The sequence below is a fragment of the Pseudomonas oryzihabitans genome (genome assembly GCF_001518815.1).
Lineage (GTDB): Bacteria > Pseudomonadota > Gammaproteobacteria > Pseudomonadales > Pseudomonadaceae > Chryseomonas > Chryseomonas oryzihabitans_E.
The window spans coordinates 1067544-1084991 of the sequence record NZ_CP013987.1 but is presented as its reverse complement, the minus strand read 5'-3'; the positions used below and the strand labels follow the sequence as shown (position 1 = coordinate 1084991).

Genomic DNA, 17448 nt, shown 5'->3' with positions numbered 1-17448 from the left:
CATTCAAGAGCCCGCATGACTGCCTCCGATGACGCCCAGCGTCTCCACGCCCTGAGCGAGCTGCAGATTCTCGATAGTGGGGTCGAGGCCGCCTACGAGGACATCGTCGTCCTGGCCTGCCAACTGACCCGCGCGCCGGTGGCCTTCATCACCCTGGCCGATCGTCATCGACTCTGGTTCAAGGCCTGCCAGGGCCTGAGAGTGGACGAGGTCCCGGTCGACTCGTCACTGTGTCATCTGGCGATCCGCACCCCGCGACAGCCTTTCATGGTGGAAGACCTGCAAAGGGATCCGCGCGTGGCTCACCTCAGAGCCGCACCAGGCCTGGAAGGGATGTGTGCCTACCTGGGCATCCCCCTGCTCGATCGACACGGCGTCGCGCTCGGTACGCTCTGCGTGATGGACGATCGGGTCCGCCGCTTCGAAACCGCCCAGATCGACAACCTGCAACGCCTGGCACGGCAGGTCACGATCCTCTTGCAGCAGCGCGACACCCTGCGCCAACTGGAAGAGCTGGACATCAACTTTTCCGCCTTCATGAACAACGGTCCCTTCGTCGCCTATATCAAGGACCGCGACTGGCGCTATTCCTACGTCAACGAGCCCTTTCTGCAACAGCTGGGGCTGACCCGTGAGGAGATCATCGGCAAGGACGATTTCGTCATCTGGCCGGACGCGGCGCTGCGCTTTCGTCAAAGCGACGAGCAGGTCATGAACGAGCTCAAGCCGAGCCGTCTCGTCGAGCGCATGACCACCCACGATGGACGACGCATCTTCTGGCAGTCCTACAAGTTTCCCCTGGTCACCCGCCAGGGCATCGCCTTGGCGGGGCTGTCGGTGGATGTCACCGAGCATATCGAGCAGCAGCACATGCTGGAGGCCTCGCAGCGCCAACTGCTGGACATGATGCAGGCCGCCGAACAACGCAGTGTCACCGACGCCCTGACCGGCCTGTACAACAGACGCGCCTTCGACCTGCGCCTGGCGGAGCATCTGCGGCGCGCCGAAGAACAGGGCACGCCGCTGTCCATGCTGCTGATCGATGTCGATCACTTCAAGGCCTATAACGACGCCTTTGGCCATCAGGCCGGCGATGTCGCCCTGCAGGCAGTCAGCCGGCTGCTGTCGCAGAGCTGCCGCGACAATGACGCCTGCTTCCGCTATGGCGGCGAAGAATTCGCCATCTTGCTGCCGGGCGCTGACAGCAACGCGGCCCAGCTGGTGGCCGAGCGCTGTCGTGCGGCGGTTGCCAACCATGCCTGGTCGCGCCGCCCCATCACCCTCAGTGTCGGCTTGGTCACCTATGCTGCCGGCATGGATGCCTATCGTCTGACCGAAAGCGCCGATCAGGCGCTCTATGCCGCCAAGGGCGCCGGCCGCAACCGGATCGCCGCGGCATCCGTACTGGAATCGGACTCCAAGGCAGAATGACGCCCAAACAAAAAACCCGCCGAAGCGGGTTGTTTGTTGCGACCATCCCAACATCCTGTCAGGCGCCATCCTGGCCTGGTCTTCATCCGTGACCTCAGGGCTGCGCATCCTGCGCGGCTGATGGGTGTAGATTACGCAGCCTGCCGGGATCGCAACATGGCCAGGTGACACCACACCGTGTAAGCCTTTTGCCATACCTCAGCCAGCACCCCTGCTCGGCCCTGAATCCCAGGCAACAAAAAACCCGCCGAAGCGGGTTGTTTGTTGCGACCATCCCAACGTCCTGTCAGGCGCCATCCTGGCCTGGTCTTCATCCGTGACCTCAGGGCTGCGCATCCTGCGCCGCTGATGTAGGTAGATTACGCAGCCTGCCGGGCTCGCAACATGGCCAGGTGACACCACACCGTGTAAGCCTTTTGCCATACCTTCGCCAGCACCCCTGCTCGGCCCTGAATCCCAGGCAACAAAAAACCCGCCGAAGCGGGTTGTTTGTTGCGACCATCCCAACGTCCTGTCAGGCGCCATCCTGGCCTGGTCTTCATCCGTGACCTCAGGGCTGCGCATCCTGCGCGGCTGATGGGGTGTAGATTACGCAGCCTGCCGGGCTCGCAACATGGCCAGGTGACACCACGCCGTGTAAGCCTTTTGCCATACCTTCGCCAGCACCCCTGCTCGGCCCTGAATCCCAGGCAACAAAAAACCCGCCGAAGCGGGTTGTTTGTTGCGACCATCCCAACATCCTGTCAGGCGCCATCCTGGCCTGGTCTTCATCCGTGACCTCAGGGCTGCGCATCCTGCGCGGCTGATGGGGTGTAGATTACGCAGCCTGCCGGGACCGCAACATGGCCAGGTGACACCACACCGTGTAAGCCTTTTGCCATCCCTTCGCCAGCACCCCTGCTCGGCCCTGAATCCCAGGCAACAAAAAACCCGCCGAAGCGGGTTGTTTGTTGCGACCATCCCAACGTCCTGTCAGGCGCCATCCTGGCCTGGTCTTCATCCGTGACCTCAGGGCTGCGCATCCTGCGCGGCTGATGGGTGTAGATTACGCAGCCTGCCGGGACCGCAACATGGCCAGGTGACACCACGCCGTGTAAGCCTTTTGCCATACCCCCGGGAACACCGCGACCGTCGTTTCGACTAATGCTGATTCCAGCCGAAGATCTCTCATGGCCCTCTCTACCTCCTTCGCTATCGTGCAATTGCAGATGCGCCGTGCTGCCGGCCTGGTCTGGAGCACCTCGCCCGCGCTGCTGGTCGGCCTGGTCCTGGCGACTCTGGTCGCCGGCCTGCTGCCGGCCCTGGCCGCCTGGCTCGGGCAGCGTATCGTCGATGCCGTGGTGGCAGCCATGCAGCTACATGCCGAGCAGGGTCAGGCCCCTCTGTGGCCAGTGCTGAAGTTCGTGCTGGCGGAAGCCGGGGTCCTGGCAGCCCTGGCCGGTGCCCAGCGTCTGCTGTCGGTGCAGCAATCGCTGCTGCGGGTACGCCTGGGGCAGACGGTGAACCTGCTGATACTGGAAAAGGCCCAGACCCTGTCGCTAGCGCAATTCGAGGACGCCGACTTCTACGACAAGCTGGTGCGGGCCCGGCGCGAGGCGTCGGTAAGGCCGCTGGCGCTGGTGACCAAGTCCCTGACCCTATTGCAGAACCTCATCTCCCTGGTCAGCTTCGCCGTGCTGCTGGTGCATTTCTCGCCTTGGGCGCTACTGCTGCTGGTGGTGGGTGCCCTTCCGGTGTTTCTGGCCGAGGCGCGCTTTTCCGGTGATGCCTTTCGTCTCTTCAGCCGGCGCGCGCCCGAGACCCGTCGCCAGACCTACCTGGAAACCCTGCTTTCCCATGAGGCCTACATCAAGGAGGTCAAGCTGTTCGGCCTGGCGCCGCTGCTGTTGGAGCGCTACCGCACCACCTTCGCCAAACTCTATGCCGAGGATCGCCGCCTCACCCTGAGACGCGACGGTTGGGGTTTCGTCTTTGGCCTCCTCGGCACCCTCGCCTTCTATGCCGCCTACGCCTGGGTGGTGCTCGATACCGTGCGGGGTCGCCTGAGCCTGGGCCAGATGACCCTCTATCTGACGCTGTTCCGCCAGGGCCAGGCGGCGGTCAGCGCGAGCCTTACCGCCCTTGGCGGTCTCTATGAAGACAGCCTCTACCTGAGCAATCTTTATGACTATCTCGGCCAGCCAACCAGCGCCGAGGGCGGCAGCCTGACGGTGGGGAGCCATCCTGGCGACGGGCTGAGATTCGAAGGGGTCGGCTTTACCTATCCAGGCGCGACCGCGACGACGCTAGAGGACATCAGCTTTCATCTGGCACCGGGCCAGAGCCTGGCCCTGGTAGGCGCCAACGGCTCCGGCAAGACCACTCTGATCAAGCTGCTTACCCGCCTGCATGCCCCTACCAAAGGGCGCATCCTGCTCGATGGCAGCGATCTGCAGGAGTGGCAGCCAGCGGCCCTGCACCGACGCATCGGGGTCATCTTCCAGGACTTCATCCGCTACCAGCTCACTGCGGGCGAGAACCTGGGGGTCGGCGACACCGCCGCCTTCGCTGACGAAGCGCGCTGGCGCAAGGCGGCCGAACAGGGCCTGGCCGACGACGTCATCGCCGGTTTGCGCGAGGGATACGGGACACAGCTGGGTCGCTGGTTTCTCGGTGGCCAGGAACTGTCTGGCGGGCAATGGCAGAAGATCGCCCTGTCGCGGGCCTATATGCGTGAAGACGCCGACATCCTGGTGCTGGACGAACCCACCGCCGCCCTGGACGCCGCGGCCGAGGCAGTGATCTTCGAGCGTTTTCGGGCCCAGGCGCAGCAGCGCATGACCCTGCTGATCTCGCACCGCTTCTCCAGCGTGCGCAACGCCGATCAGATCCTGGTGCTGGAGGGCGGCGAGATCCGCGAACGCGGCGATCATGACCAATTGCTGGCCAGCGGCGGCCGCTATGCCCAGCTGTTCGATCTGCAAGCCCGAGGGTATCGTTGATCGCCGGTGGCGAACTTCGCGCAGGGCGCTCTGCCCAACCTTAACAACCACTCGCGGAGGCCGCATGAACGATCAGATCAAGGAAAACCCCGACGACCTGGACATCGATCCGGACATCGCGCCCGATCCCGAAGAGCCCGTGGGCGATGACCCGGAAGACCGGCCGGTGGAAGAGCGCCTGCCGCAAAAGAATCCGCGCGATCCGGAGTACAGCTGATGAACGCCATCCTGCCGCTGCCCGAGGATGAAGATCCGGAAGGGCTGCATCCTGCGGAGCTGCCGGCGGACGAAGACGATGCGCCGCCCGTGGATCCGCTGTGACGCCGTAGTATGCCGTCTGATGGATCTGGAGTTGGATTTGCCCTCACCCCAGCCCTCTCCCGGAGGGAGAGGGTGAATGGTGGCCCGTAGGTTGGGTTGAGCGCAGCGAAGCCCAACGTTGTCACCATTAACTGAGACGTTGGGCTTCAACGATGGGATTGTCTCAGCCCACCCTACGGGTTTCACATCATGAAAAAGGTCCGCCGTGGCGGACCTTTTCTTTGGCCTTATTTCGTGCCGGGTTGCGCTTTGTAGAGTTCGAGCAGCTTGAGCGTAACGCCATTGGTCCAGCCAAAGCCGTCCTGCAGCTCGTACTCGCCGCCACCACCGCCCTGGCCGCCGGTAAGGTCGTATTTCTCCACCAGCTTCTGCTCGCGGGCGTAGAGATTCTGCACCTGGGTCAGGAAGCGGGTGCCGATGTCCTCGGCGAGCTTGTCCTGCTTGTAGCGGCGCAGGCCATCCACGGCCACCCATTGCAGCGGTGCCCAGCCATTGGGTTCGTCCCACTGCTGGCCGGTCTTGACGGTCGTGGTGGCGATGCCGCCGGGACGCAACAGCTGGTTGGCCACCGTCGCGGCGGTCTGGTCGGCACTGCTCTGGCTGGCGAGCCCGGTGTACAGCGGGAACAGCGCGGCGGCGGTGACCTTGTCGGTACGACGCTTGGCCTGCCAATCGAAGTCGGTGTAGTAACCGGCCGGATTCCACAGGTAGCGGTCGATGGCCTGCTGGCGGGTCTTGGCCTTCTGACTGTAGGCCTGGACGCAACTGGCCTCACCGGTCTTCTCACAGGCCTTGGCGATGGTCTGTTCCAGATGATAGAGCAGGCTGTTGAGGTCCACCGGAGCGATGGAGGTGGTGCGGATGGTGGCCAGGGTCTTGCCATCACCGAGCCAGCGCGAGGAGAAATCCCAGCCGCTCTCGGCGCCGGCGCGCAGGTCGCGATAGACCTCGCCGGCCGGACGGCCCTTGGCCTGGCCGGCGGTGGCCAGGTCTTCCAGATAGGACTCCTGACGCGGCGTGTCGCGGGCATCCCAGTAGCGATTGAGCAGGGTGCCATCGGCCAGCTTGACCACATGGGCATTGGCCTGGCCCGCTTGCAGGCCTTCGGCGCCCGCCATCCAGTAGGCGTATTCCTTCTGCAGCTGCGGCAGGTAGCGACGATAGGCCGAGTCGCCTTCCAGGCTGGCCTGCAGGTCGACCATGTAGGCGAAGAACGGTGGCTGCGAGCGACTCAGGTAGTAGCTGCGGTTGCCATTGGGGATATGGCCGTAGACGTCGATCTCATGGGCGAAATTGTCCACCATGTCGCGGACCAGGTCGGTGCGTCCGTCCTTGGCCAGACCCAGCATGGTGAAGTAGGAATCCCAGTAGTAGACCTCACGGAAGCGTCCGCCCGGTACCACATAGGGTTTGGGCAACGGCAGCAGGCTGCTGTAGGCCGGTACTTCTTCATAGTGGCGGGTCAGTACCGGCCAGAGATCCTTGATGTGGGTGGGCAGGTCGGCGCCAGGCTTGGGTGGTGCCGCCTTGATCGGAGCGGATTCTTCGAAATTGGCGCTGACGAAGGCCTTGAGGTCGAAGCCGGGCTTGTCGCGCTGGCTCAGGTAGTCCTGGCGAATGTCGGCCGGGTTGCGCTTGGGCAGTGCATCGACGAAGTGCTTCTGGTCGGTGAACAGCTTGCCCTGCTGCACCGCGGCGAACAGCTCGGGATAGGCCTGGTCCGGCGGTACTGCGCGGGCATTGCTGGCGTCGCGCCAACTCCAGGTCGAGGTTTCCGGCTTGCTCGCCTCATGGGCACAGCCGGCGAGAAAGGCGATGGACAGGGACAGGACGAGCATCCGCGCGGGTGGCGCAGGTGGCAGGCGTTTCATGAAGCGCTCCTTTTCTTGTCGACACGACAGCAGCCGCAACGGACGTTGCGACACGAAAGGATCGACCCTGGAGCGCCGCGACAGTTCGCCGCGACGGCCTCAGGCGCCTGGTCGCAGACGCCTCACGCAGCGCGCCAGCTCCTCCAGGCCGAAGGGTTTTCCGATGAGTTCGACGCCCTCCTCGGCCAGCTCCGGAAGGGACGCCGGATCAGCCTGGCCTGACAGGTAGACCACTGGCAGCCCAGGGGTGGTGGCACGGGCCTGTTCGGCCAGCTGCCGGCCATCCAGCCCGGCGAGGCCAAGGCTGGTCACCAGCAGATCGATGCGCAGGCTGCCGGAGGCGATCAGGGCCACGGCCGTGGCACTGTCGGCCACCGCCAGCGGCGTGTACCCCAGTTCGGCCAATACCTCGCCGATGATGACGCGGACCTCGCGTTCTTCCTCGACGATCAGTGCGCAATCGCCGGATACCTCCGGCAGCACCGGGCCTTCGGCGTCGTTGGCAGCGGGCTGCACCTCAGGCTGAGCCAGCAGCCGCGGCAGATAGAGGTTGATGCAGGTGCCCTCGCCCACCACCGAGTGGATTTCCACCTGGCCACCGGACTGGCGGACGAAACCGTAGATCATCGATAGCCCGAGGCCGGTTCCGCGACCGCTGGGCTTGGTGGTGAAGAAGGGTTCGCAGGCACGTTTGAGGGTGTCGGCATCCATCCCGGTCCCCGTGTCGCAGACCTGGATGCGGACGAAATCGCCCTCCAGCGTCTCGATCGGCAAGCCGACGCTGAGCGGCCCACTGACGTTTTCCACACGGATACTCAGGCTGCCGCCGTCCGGCATGGCATCACGGGCGTTGATGGCCAGGTTGAGGATGGCGTTTTCCAGCTGGTGGGGGTCGCAGTGCAGCAGCCAGAGATCGTCGGCGCGCTGGACCTCCTTGCGGATCTTCTTGCCCAGGCTATGGCGCAGCAGCTCGTGCATGTCCTGCACCAGCTGCCCGGCATCCACCGCGCGGGGTTCGAGCACCTGACGACGAGCGAAGGCCAGCAACCGTTGGGTCAGGGCCGCGGCGTTCTCCGCCGAGCGGGTAGCGGTGTCCAGGTAGCGTTCCAGCTCCTGGATGCGCCCCTGTTGCACCCGCCGCCGCATCAGGTCGAGCGAGCCGACGATACCGGTCAGCAGATTGTTGAAGTCATGGGCGATGCCACCGGTGAGCTGGCCGATGGCTTCCATCTTCTGCGCCTGGCGCAGCTCTTCTTCCAGGGCCACCAGCTCCCGGCTGCGCGCCTCGATACGCTCTTCCAGGTTGCGATTGAGTTCGTCCAGGGCTTCGCGGGCCCGTACGGTCTCGCTGACGTCGCGGGAGATGGACAGAAACTTCATGGGACGCTGGTCATCGTCGAGAATCGGCGTGACCACCACGTCCCACCAGCGGCGGGTGCCCTTGGCGGTAGGTGCGAGCCCGGTGAAGCGACCGATGCCGCCCTGCCGCGCCGCCTCGATGGCGGTTACCACCTCGTGACGCTGCCCCTCGGGCCAGAGCTCGGCCCAGGGTCGGCCTTGGAAGGGAATGAAGTCATCGATCTCCATGACCATCAGGCCGCCCGGATTCATGTATTCCAGGCGCCCTTCGAGATCGATCAGCTTGATGCAGTCGACACTGCAGACCATGACGCTGCGCTTGAAGGCCTCACCCTGCCAGAGTTCGGCCTCGTGACGGCGCTGGGCGGTAACGTCCAGCATCACGCCACCGGCCTCGCGGCGCTGGAATTGCAGGCAACGCAGCTGACCGTCCGCGCCCTGGCGCCAGGCCTCCCACACCGTTCCTGGAGCAGGCAGCAGGCCCTCGGGCGGTGCGGTGCGGCTCTGCAGGCCGGCCAGCAGCTCGGCGGGCGCCAGGCCCCGGGCGAGCAGCTCGGCGTCCCATTCCAGCATGGCCGCACAGGTGGCGTCCGCTCGCCATTCGGCGCGGCAGGAATCGTATTCGAACAAGCCGACGGCAAGGAATTGGGACATGGTAGGTAGGTGGCCGGTTAGGAGAAAAGAGTCACCGCGAGGGCGAACAGAGGAAACCCGTCTAAATTAACAGTTTCAGCGTTTCGCTTCGCGCTGGCCTTCGACCACTGCGCCAGAAAAAGTACTCACTCGGTCGCGTTTTTCTCCACGGCATAGCGCCGCTCCAGACCGCTATGGCCCAGACCGACACCCTTGCGCACCTTGAGCTGCACGGGAATGCGCTCCTTGAGCGCCTCCACGTGGCTGATGATGCCAATGGTCTTGCCGCCGGCATTGAGCTGGTCCAGGGCATCGAGGGCGACCTCCAGGGTCTCGCCATCGAGGGTGCCGAAGCCCTCGTCGAGAAACAGCGAATCGATGCCGGTGCGCTGGCTGACCAGATCCGACAGGGCCAGCGCCAAGGCCAGGCTGACCAGGAAGCTCTCACCGCCGGAAAGGGTACGGATGTCGCGCAGGGCATCGGCCTGCCAGGTATCGAGGATCTGCAGCTCCAGCTCCGCCGCCTGCCGCCGGATCAACTGGTAGCGGCCGTGCAGACGCCTGAGCTGGTCGTTCGCCAGGTGCACCAGGTGATCCAGGGTCAGCCCCTGGGCGAACTTGCGGAACTTGGCGCCATCGGCCGAACCGATCAGGCCGTTGAGGTGCTGCCAGAGGTCATGATCGCGCTCCTGGGCGGCGATCTCGCTCAGCAGGGCCTGCAGGCCGTCGCGTCGGCGGTCGTCTTCGCGCAGGGTCGCACCGACCTCGCCCTGGCGCTGACCAAGGGTGCGGAGTTCGGCGGTGGCGGCAGCCAGATCGGCATCCAGCTCGGCAGCGGTGCGCTCGGTAAGGGGTACGGCGCCTAGGCTGGCATGCCGTTCCCGGGCGGCTCCGGCCAGGGCACGCGACTCGGTCAGGGCGGTCTCGAGGCGGGTACGCTCCTCGTCCAGGGCATTGCGCTCGCTATCGTCCAGTTGCGCGGCGCGCCAGGCCTCGGCATCCGCGAAGGCGCTGGCGGCCAGGGCCGCTTCCCAGCGTTCGCCCGCCTCACGGGCCAGATGCGTCTCTCCGGCCAATCGCTCGTTCAGGGCCTGCCGGCTACCCTGTAGGGCCGCACCCTGTTCACGGCACTCCTCCCAGGTCGCGATGGCCTCGCCCAGAAGCGTCGCTGCGGCCTCCGGTGCCACCGTGGTCGGTGCGATGTCCGCGGCACGCTCGCGCCAGGTCGCTACCAGGGGCGCCAGGCTGGCCAGGCGCTGAGCGATATCCTTCGATTGCTGCTGCAGCTCCTGCGCGCGCTGGCGATCGGCTTGCCAGCGACGCCATTCCTGTTCGCGCTGGTCCAGCCACTCGGCGGCGCGACTGGGCAGCTCGTAGCCCCAAAGGGCCAGGTCCTCGGCCAGCTGGCGCTCCGCCGTGGTCTGCTGCGTCTGGGCCGCGCGCTGTTCCTCGGCGCCTTCGGCCAGGCCTTGACGTGCCCGCTCCCAGGCCGCCTCGGCCAGGGCCAGGCGCTGTTCGGCATCGGCCTGCTGGCGCGCCAGGCGCAGGGCTTCCTGCCGATTCTCCTCGCCCTGCTGGCGCAAACCATCCAGGGTGGCGAGCACCTGCTGGATACGCGCCAGCTCCTGATCCTGCCGCCGCCGCAACTCGGCCACCGCACCGGGCGCCTCGGGGTCGGCGCCCAGCGCCGTGCAGCGCTGGCGCCAGAGTTCGCCCAGTTGCTCCAGCTGTTGGCTGGCCTCGGTCTGCTGCTCATTGGCCTGGTCGAGCTGCGTTTTGAGGGCGACCAGGGCCTCACCCAGTTCCTTGCCCTCCTGGGTCAGCCGCTCCAGTTCGGTCCGGGCCTCCTGCAGGGCCGTCTGGGTGGCCGAGACGTCCAGGGCGGCATAGTCGGCCACCGCCGGATGGTCGCGGGAACCGCACAGCGGGCAGGGTTCGTCGGGCCGCAAGTCGGCGCGCTGGGCTTCCAGGCTGCGAATGACCCTTTCCTGTTCCAGCAGCTTTTCGCGCTCGCGCACCTGCTGGGCCACTTCGCGGTAGCGACCGCGCAGGGCGTCCAGCCGCACCTGGTGTTCGCCATGCTGACGCTGGCGATCGCCCTGGCTGCGCGCCAGGCGCTCTAGCTGGGTCTGCAGTTGCCGCTGGCGTTCGACCAGCTGATCCAGCTGGTCCACTTCGTTGACTCGTCCGAGCGCGGCCTGCCAGAGCGCACGCCAGGCCTTTTCGTCGCGCCCGTCCAGCGCGGCCTGCCAGCGCTCGTCCTGGGCCTGCTCCGCCGCCTGGGCCTGGGTGGCCTGCTCGCGGGCGCGCGCCACCGCGACCTGCTGGGCCTCGCGCTCCTCGGCCAGGAGCTGCAGCTGACGGGTCTGTTCCTGTTGGCGCCGGGTCAGACGCGCCAGCGCCTCGGCTCTTTCGTCGCGCAGGGCCAACTGACTGCGCCAGTCGCCCAGGCGCTCGCCCAGCTCGGCATGGCCGGTACGCTCGGCCAGGCTGGCGTCCAGGCGCCGTTGCTCGTCGAGGATGCGCGCCTGGTCCGTCTCGGCCTGACGCAGCTGTTCGAGACTGGCGCCCAGGCCGTCGGCCAGCGCAGCAGCGCGGCGAGTGGCCAGGCTCTGGATGCGCTGATCGAGTTGCGCCCCTTCTTCCTGGCTGCGTTGTTCGCGCGCCTCGGCCTCGCGCCATGCCTGCTCGATGGGCAGCAGCCGGGCCGCCGGTTCAGCCGCCGCCAAGCGCTGGCGTCGCGGCTCGGCGGCGTCCCAGGCCTGCTGCGCCCCGGCCAGGCGCGCCTGGGCCTCCTGCTCCCCCGCCGCCGCCTGCTCCAATGCGGTCAGCCATTGCCGCTGGGTCTGCCAGGTCTTGAGGTCTTCACTCAATTGGCCCTCGCGAGCGGCCAGGCTGGCACCCTCGGCGGCCAGCGCCTGGCGGCGTTCGTCGTCCAATACTTCCACGCCCGCGACACGCTGGCGCAGGCCTTCCAGCACGCCCTTGGCCTCTCGCGCGCGCTCGTAGACCCGCTGGGAGATCTGGCCGTACACGGCGGTCCCGGTCAGCTCTTCGAGGAGTTCGGCACGTTGACTGGCACTGGCCTCCAGGAAAGCGGCGAAGCCACCCTGGGCCAGCAGCATGGAGCGGGTGAAACGCTCGAAGTCTAGGCCGGTGAGTTCTTCGGTGAGCCTGAGCTTATCGCCGGTCTTTTCGGCGAGGATGATGCCGTCGAGTCGGGCCAGCTCGACCTTGGGCGGCTGCAACGCGCCATCGGCGCGATCCCGGGCCCGTCGCTGACTCCAGAAGGCCCGATAGCGCTCGCCACGCACGGCGAATTCCACCTCGGCGAGGCAATCGCCGGTATGGCGGGTCATGAGTTCGTTGCTTTCGCCGCCCACCTTGCTCATGCGCGGGGTGCGGTGATAGAGCGCGAGACAGATGGCATCCAACAGGGTGGTCTTGCCCGCCCCGGTCGGCCCGGTGATAGCAAACAGGCCACTGCTGGCGAAGGGTTCGGCGGTGAAGTCGATCTTCCACTCACCCTTGAGGGAATTGAGATTCTTCAGGCGCAGGGTGAGGATCTTCATCGGGCTTTTCCAGGTCGACTCGGCGAACCGCCAATTCTGGCATTGTTGGGCGCGCTCGCCCATGCCAACCGACCACTCGACCTGAGGTCGTACCCACTGCTGAACTTGTGCCCGCTGAGGTTCTCAACAGGAAGGTATCGCTCTGCAACTACCTTTTCCGGGAGGATCCGCCGTGCGCTCGCCCCTGTCTCCCTTCGATTTCCTCGGCATGCCCCTGCTGGTCGGTCTGGGCATCCTGGCGCTGGTCAGCTGCAGTGGCGGTCACAAGACCGCCGCGCTCTGGCAGCCGCTGGTGACCTGGCTGGTCTAGCGGGAAAGAGCCCGGCGATCCAGAATCACCGGGCTGCCCATTACGGCATGAACACCGCTCTCATGCAGTTCTTGTCCTTGGACTTGAACAGCTCGTAGCCGTAGGGCGATTCCTCCAGGCTCATCGGATGGGTGAGCAGGTAGGAGGGATCCAGTTCGCCCTTCTGGATGTGTTCGAACAACCGCTCCACATAGCGCTGCCCCGGCTGCTGGCCGGACCTCAGGGTCAGGGCCTTGTTGACGATGGCGCCCATGGGAAACTTGTCGATCAAGCCACCATAGACACCGATCACCGATACCGTACCGCCCTTGCGACAGGCGCGGATGGCCTGGCGCAGCGCCGAGCCGCGTTCGGTGTGCAGGCGCAGCATCTGCTTGGTCTTGTCGTAGGCGTAATCCAGCTGGGTGCCATGGGCCTCCATGCCGACACAATCGATGCAGCGATCCGGGCCACGGCCCCCGGTCAGCTCCAGCAGGGCTTCGTGGACGTTGGTGGTTTCGTAGTCGAGGACGATGGCGCCGGCCTTCTCGGCCGCCAGTTGCAGACGATCGCTGAAGCGGTCGATGGCGATGACCCGCTCCGCGCCCAACAGGTAGGCGCTGCGAATGGCCATCTGGCCGACGCCACCGCAGCCCCAGACCGCCACGGTGTCGCCGGGCTGGATGTCGGCGATGTCGGCGGCGTAGTAGCCAGTGGGCACGGCATCGGACACGAACACTGCCTGGGCATCGCTGACGCCGTCGGGCACCTTGAACAGGTTGACGTCGGCATAGGGCACCCGCACGTAGGTGGCATGGCTGCCGGCATAGCCGCCGAAGGCATGGCTGTAGCCAAAGATGCCGGAACAGGGCTGCCCATAGGCCAGCTCGGTCATCTCGGGTTTGGGATTGCTGTTGTCGCAGCAGTTGTAATCCTCACGCTGGCAGTGCTCGCAGTCCCCGCACCCGATGATGGAGACGGTCACCACTCGATCGCCCACGGCCAGGCCCTGGTTGCGCAGGCTACTGCCCAACTCGACGATCTCGCCGAGAAACTCATGGCCGATGATGTCGCCGGGCTTCATCGCCGGGACATAACCGCCTAAAAGATGCAGGTCCGAGCCGCACACCGAGGACATGATGATGCGCACGATGGCATCGCGCGGATTGAGGATCTCCGGATCCGGGACGGTTTCCACCTGCAGACGGTTGGGGGCTTGCCAGGTCAGGGCACGCATCAGTTCGCCCTCCCCGGAGTACCGAGGCCGGCGTCGATGTCAGCCGAGGGTTCGTCGGCCGGGCGAGTCACCGGCGGATGGGGTGGCGCCAGCGGGCGACCGCTGCGCGAGACCTCGGGGGTAGCGATCTCGCCAGTTTCCAGTTGCTGCTTGAGGCGGCGCAGGCCGAGGTTGACCGCCTTGCCGGTGAAGCGGCTGATGCCCTCGGTGACGGCATGGCCGAGCAGGCCGGCCGGGGCTTCGCAGGCCAGCACGACCTGCACCAGGGTGCCACGGCCCTGGGGCGCATCGCTGAAGGTCAGGCTGGCCTTGTGCGCCATGAAGGTGCCGGGCACGGTACTCCACAGCAGGAACTCGTTCTCGCGGCGCTCGCTCTGCTCCAGGGTCCAGTTCAGGGTACGACCCAGGGGACCGGAGGCATGCCAGTGGCTGTCGCCATCGGCGCCTAGTTCGATGCGGTCGACGAAGGGCAGCAGCTCGCGCAGCTTTTGCAGGTCGGCGCAGTAGGCGAACACCTCTTCACGCGGCCGCGCGACGGTGACGCTGCGCTGGATGGCGGTGGGATTGCGCCAGCCCCAGCGCTCGGCCAGGGCCTGCTCGAAGGGCGACGGCTGCAGCGCGGCCTTGAGCTCGCAGCGCTGACGCACGCCCCGGCTGAGGGCCATGGCGCCCAGGGCCATCTTCACGCAGCCGGCCAGGCCACCGCGGCGCAGGCCGCCAAGGATCAGCAGACCGCCGCCGAGCAGGGAAACCACACGTTCGGTGCCCTGGACGTTGGGGACCTGGTTGTCGGAACGCTCATGGCGCGTGGCGGCGAGGGGTTGGGATAGGTCGTGCATGGGGTCTCCTCCGGTATGGGCTACATAGAGAGGGTGACCCCAGCGCGTGGGACGTTGTTCCGAAGGGGAAAATCGGCCCGATGGACGCGTTTCGCTGCGATCAGGTCGGCAACTCGCCAAGAACCTCGCGGTAAAGGCCTTCCAGCCGGGTGCGCAGCTCGTCGTCGAGGGTCTCCTCGGCCAGGCGCTGGCTGAAGACGTCCAACGGGCTGAGTTCATCCAGCGTCTCGCGCTGGACGCTCTGCAGGGTCGGCGCCACCGTACTACGTGCCCGGCGGACGCGTAGCACCTCCAGCGGCAACTCGGCTACCAGGGCCGTGATGCGTGGTTGCAGATCGGCCAGGTAGTCGTCACCGGCCACCACCACCTCGACCCACACCGGACACTCGGGACTGCCGTCAGCGGCCGCCTGAGCCAGGGCCGCGCCCAGGGTATCCAGAGTGCCCTGCACCACCGCCAGGGGCTGGAAACAGGGTACCGCCAGTGGCGTGACCTGCTCCAGACCCGTGCCGAACTCCACCAGTAGGACCTCCTTGGCGCGCTCTTCGTCGAAGCTCAGGCACAGGGGCGAACCACTGTAGCGCACCTGCTCCAGCCCCCCGACCCGCTGGGGCCGGTGGATGTGGCCGAGAGCGATGTAGTCCGCCGGCGGAAAGGCGCTGGTGGGAAAGGCATCGAGGCTGCCGACGTAGATCTCCCGCACCGACTCGCTGGCGCTGGCACCCACGGTGGTCAGGTGACCGGTGGCGATGATCGGCAGGGCGACGCCCAGCTCGGCGCGACGTGCCTCGGCCAGGCCATGGAGTTCGGCATAGTGCCCCTGGATGGCCTGTTGCAGCGCCTGGCGCTTTTCATCAGCGCTTTGCCCTGCCTGGCTCTGCACCACGTCACGCGGCCGGACGAAGGGAATGCCACAGAGCAGCGCGCCGATTTCGCCATCACGGCGACGCAATTCCAGCAGTTGATCCGCCGGCGTCTCGCTGACACAGGGGATCACCCGGGTGTCCAGGCAGGCCAGCAATTCGCGGGACTCGGCCAGCACCGCGGCCGAATCATGGTTGCCGCCGAGCACCACCAGGCTGGCGCCGGTGCCACGCAGGGCGACGATGAAGCCGTTGTACAACTCGCGGGCATAGCTCGGTGGGGTGGCGGTATCGAAGATGTCCCCTGCCACCAGCACCACGTCCACCGCCTGCTCCTCCACCTGAGCCACCAGCCAGGCAAGAAAGGCGCGATGCTCGGTCTCGCGGGTGCGGCCGAGAAAGTGCTGCCCCAGGTGCCAGTCGGAGGTGTGCAGCAGGCGCAGGCCGCCACGGGCGGTGGCCTTGCGCGCGCGCTTGGACTTGGTTTTTTCCGCGGAGGCGGCGGGCAGATCGAACAGCGGGAGGTTTTCCATGGGCAGGCGAGGTCAACGCGGCAAAGGGCGCAGTATCCTCCTCCCGCCGCAGGGAGGGAAATACCGAGCGCCACGACCCGCTAGCGGGCGATTGGCAGCGGACCGGTCTGTCACCCTTCGCACGGCTGGCTGGCCGTGAGACGACTCCGCCTCACGGCCAGCGGGGCCAGACTGAGCAGACCCAGCACCGCCATCCCCAGACCGACCCACAGCGGGGCTTGCAGGCCCTGGCCGGCGTCAATGGCCGCACCGCCCGCCCAGGCTCCCACCGCCAGTCCCGCCGTGATCACCGAGGTATGCAGGGTGTTGACCAGTGGCCCTGGCGTCGCCGCAGCCATTACCCGGGCGACCATCGCCGGATTGAGCGCCACCCCGGTCACGCCGATGAGCGCCAGGGCCACCAGGCTGACAGCCGGCTGTTCAGCGCCGCGAGCGAACAGGGCGAAACCCAGAGCCAGCACGGCCAGGCCAACGCCCTGGACCTTCAGGGTGTGACGATCGGCCAAGCGGCCTACCAGTAGATTGCCCAGCACATTGGCGATGCCATAGCCCATCAGCAACCAGGGAATGGTAGTGGGCGCGAATCCGGTCACCTTGATGAGGATGGGTGAGAAATAACTGAACCCCGCGAAGGTCGCGCCGATGATCAGGCCACTGGTCACGTAGGCGGCCCAAAGCCTGGCACTGAGCAGGGTACGGAGTTCCCGGCCCAGCTGCCCGACGGCGTGGGCCGGTGCACGAGGCACGCACCAGCCGACCAGCAGGGTGCAGCAGGCTGCCAGTAGCGCGACCGCCCAGAAGCTGGCCCGCCAGCCGGCCTGTTGCTCGATCAATACCGTACCCGGCACACCGAAGACGGGCGCCAGCATGAGACCGGACAGCACCAGCGAGGCCGCCCGTCCGCGGCGGTCCGGCGTGACCAGGGAGGCACCCAGGGTCAGGCACAGGCCGATGCTGGCGGAGCTGGCGACCCCCATGAGCACTCGACCCGCCGCCATCACCGGATAGCTGGCGGCCAGCGCGGCCACCACGGCACCGATCAGATAGAGCGACAGCAGCCACAGCAGCGCCGACTTTTCGGCCAGCCGCAACGCCAGCAGCAGCAGGGTCAGCGGGGGACCACCCAGGGCCATGCCCAGGGCGTACCAGGAGATCAGATAGCCGATCTGGCCGATGGAAACGCCGAGATCGGTGGCCAGCGCCGGCATCATGCCGGCCACCATGAATTCGGCGGTGGTCAGCGCGAAGATGGTAAGGGCCAGCAGATAGACGAGACGAGGGATGGCGGGTGGGGCATTCATGGCGAGGAAAGCATTCCGGCAGAGAGGCGAGACAGGCGGTACGTGGCCAGCCCCGGAGGCAACGGCGAGGCGCCCTCGGGACCTCGCGTAGTGGACGAGCGCGCGGGCCCGCCACAGGGGCTCGCCGGCGCGTTCGAGCGGTGCCCTGCCCCTGCGGCGGGTCGCGGTCGACCAGCGCCAGGGCGGGCGGCAAGGCGGGCACCTTAGTGGCTGCGACG

11 protein-coding genes are annotated in these 17448 nt (G+C 66.6%); 4 read left to right on the top strand and 7 right to left on the bottom strand.

Annotated elements, in window-relative coordinates:
• The first annotated feature begins 15 nt into the window (after positions 1 to 15).
• From APT59_RS04920 to APT59_RS22520, 3 genes are all read left to right on the top strand, one after another.
• Positions 16 to 1431, top strand: a complete 1416-nt coding sequence (locus APT59_RS04920; RefSeq protein ID WP_059313828.1) for a sensor domain-containing diguanylate cyclase — start codon at positions 16 to 18, stop codon at positions 1429 to 1431.
• A 1169-nt stretch (positions 1432 to 2600) separates the two neighbouring features.
• Positions 2601 to 4412, top strand: a complete 1812-nt coding sequence (locus tag APT59_RS04915; protein WP_059313827.1) for an ABC transporter ATP-binding protein — start codon at positions 2601 to 2603, stop codon at positions 4410 to 4412.
• 64 nt (positions 4413 to 4476) lie between these two features.
• A complete protein-coding gene (locus APT59_RS22520) occupies positions 4477 to 4629 on the top strand; it encodes a hypothetical protein (protein WP_167348555.1) in 153 nt (50 codons plus the stop codon).
• Between the two features lie 331 nt (positions 4630 to 4960).
• Here the strand turns inward: APT59_RS22520 and treA are convergent, their stop codons facing one another.
• The 3 genes from treA to APT59_RS04900 form a co-directional block, all read right to left on the bottom strand.
• A complete protein-coding gene (gene treA, locus APT59_RS04910) occupies positions 4961 to 6604 on the bottom strand; it encodes an alpha,alpha-trehalase TreA (RefSeq protein WP_059313826.1) in 1644 nt (547 codons plus the stop codon).
• A gap of 99 nt (positions 6605 to 6703) precedes the next feature.
• The gene (locus tag APT59_RS04905; RefSeq protein ID WP_059313825.1) at positions 6704 to 8617 is read right to left on the bottom strand and encodes a PAS domain-containing sensor histidine kinase; all 1914 of its coding nucleotides are present in this window, start codon (positions 8615 to 8617) and stop codon (positions 6704 to 6706) included.
• A 125-nt stretch (positions 8618 to 8742) separates the two neighbouring features.
• Positions 8743 to 12168 carry an AAA family ATPase gene (locus APT59_RS04900; RefSeq protein ID WP_059313824.1) on the bottom strand — a complete coding sequence of 1142 codons (3426 nt, stop codon included), beginning with the start codon at positions 12166 to 12168 and terminating at the stop codon, positions 8743 to 8745.
• A 172-nt stretch (positions 12169 to 12340) separates the two neighbouring features.
• Here APT59_RS04900 and APT59_RS22370 point away from each other — a divergent pair, with 172 nt between their 5' ends.
• On the top strand, positions 12341 to 12478 hold the full coding sequence (locus APT59_RS22370) for a hypothetical protein (RefSeq protein WP_156428931.1): 138 nt from the start codon (positions 12341 to 12343) through the stop codon (positions 12476 to 12478).
• 40 nt (positions 12479 to 12518) lie between these two features.
• Here APT59_RS22370 and APT59_RS04895 read toward each other — a convergent pair whose 3' ends face one another.
• The 4 genes from APT59_RS04895 to APT59_RS04880 all read right to left on the bottom strand — a co-directional run bounded on the left by APT59_RS04895 (position 12519) and on the right by APT59_RS04880 (position 17230).
• A complete protein-coding gene (locus APT59_RS04895; protein ID WP_059313823.1) occupies positions 12519 to 13694 on the bottom strand; it encodes a zinc-dependent alcohol dehydrogenase in 1176 nt (391 codons plus the stop codon).
• Positions 13694 to 14533, bottom strand: a complete 840-nt coding sequence (locus APT59_RS04890; RefSeq protein ID WP_059313822.1) for an SRPBCC family protein — start codon at positions 14531 to 14533, stop codon at positions 13694 to 13696. The genes APT59_RS04895 and APT59_RS04890 overlap by 1 nt, the downstream gene beginning before the upstream one ends.
• Positions 14534 to 14633: 100 nt before the next feature.
• The gene (sbcD, locus tag APT59_RS04885; protein ID WP_059316825.1) at positions 14634 to 15839 is read right to left on the bottom strand and encodes an exonuclease subunit SbcD; all 1206 of its coding nucleotides are present in this window, start codon (positions 15837 to 15839) and stop codon (positions 14634 to 14636) included.
• Between the two features lie 200 nt (positions 15840 to 16039).
• Positions 16040 to 17230 (bottom strand): MFS transporter, encoded by a 1191-nt coding sequence (locus APT59_RS04880; RefSeq protein WP_059313821.1) that lies wholly within the window; start codon positions 17228 to 17230, stop codon positions 16040 to 16042.
• Positions 17231 to 17448 lie beyond the last annotated feature (218 nt).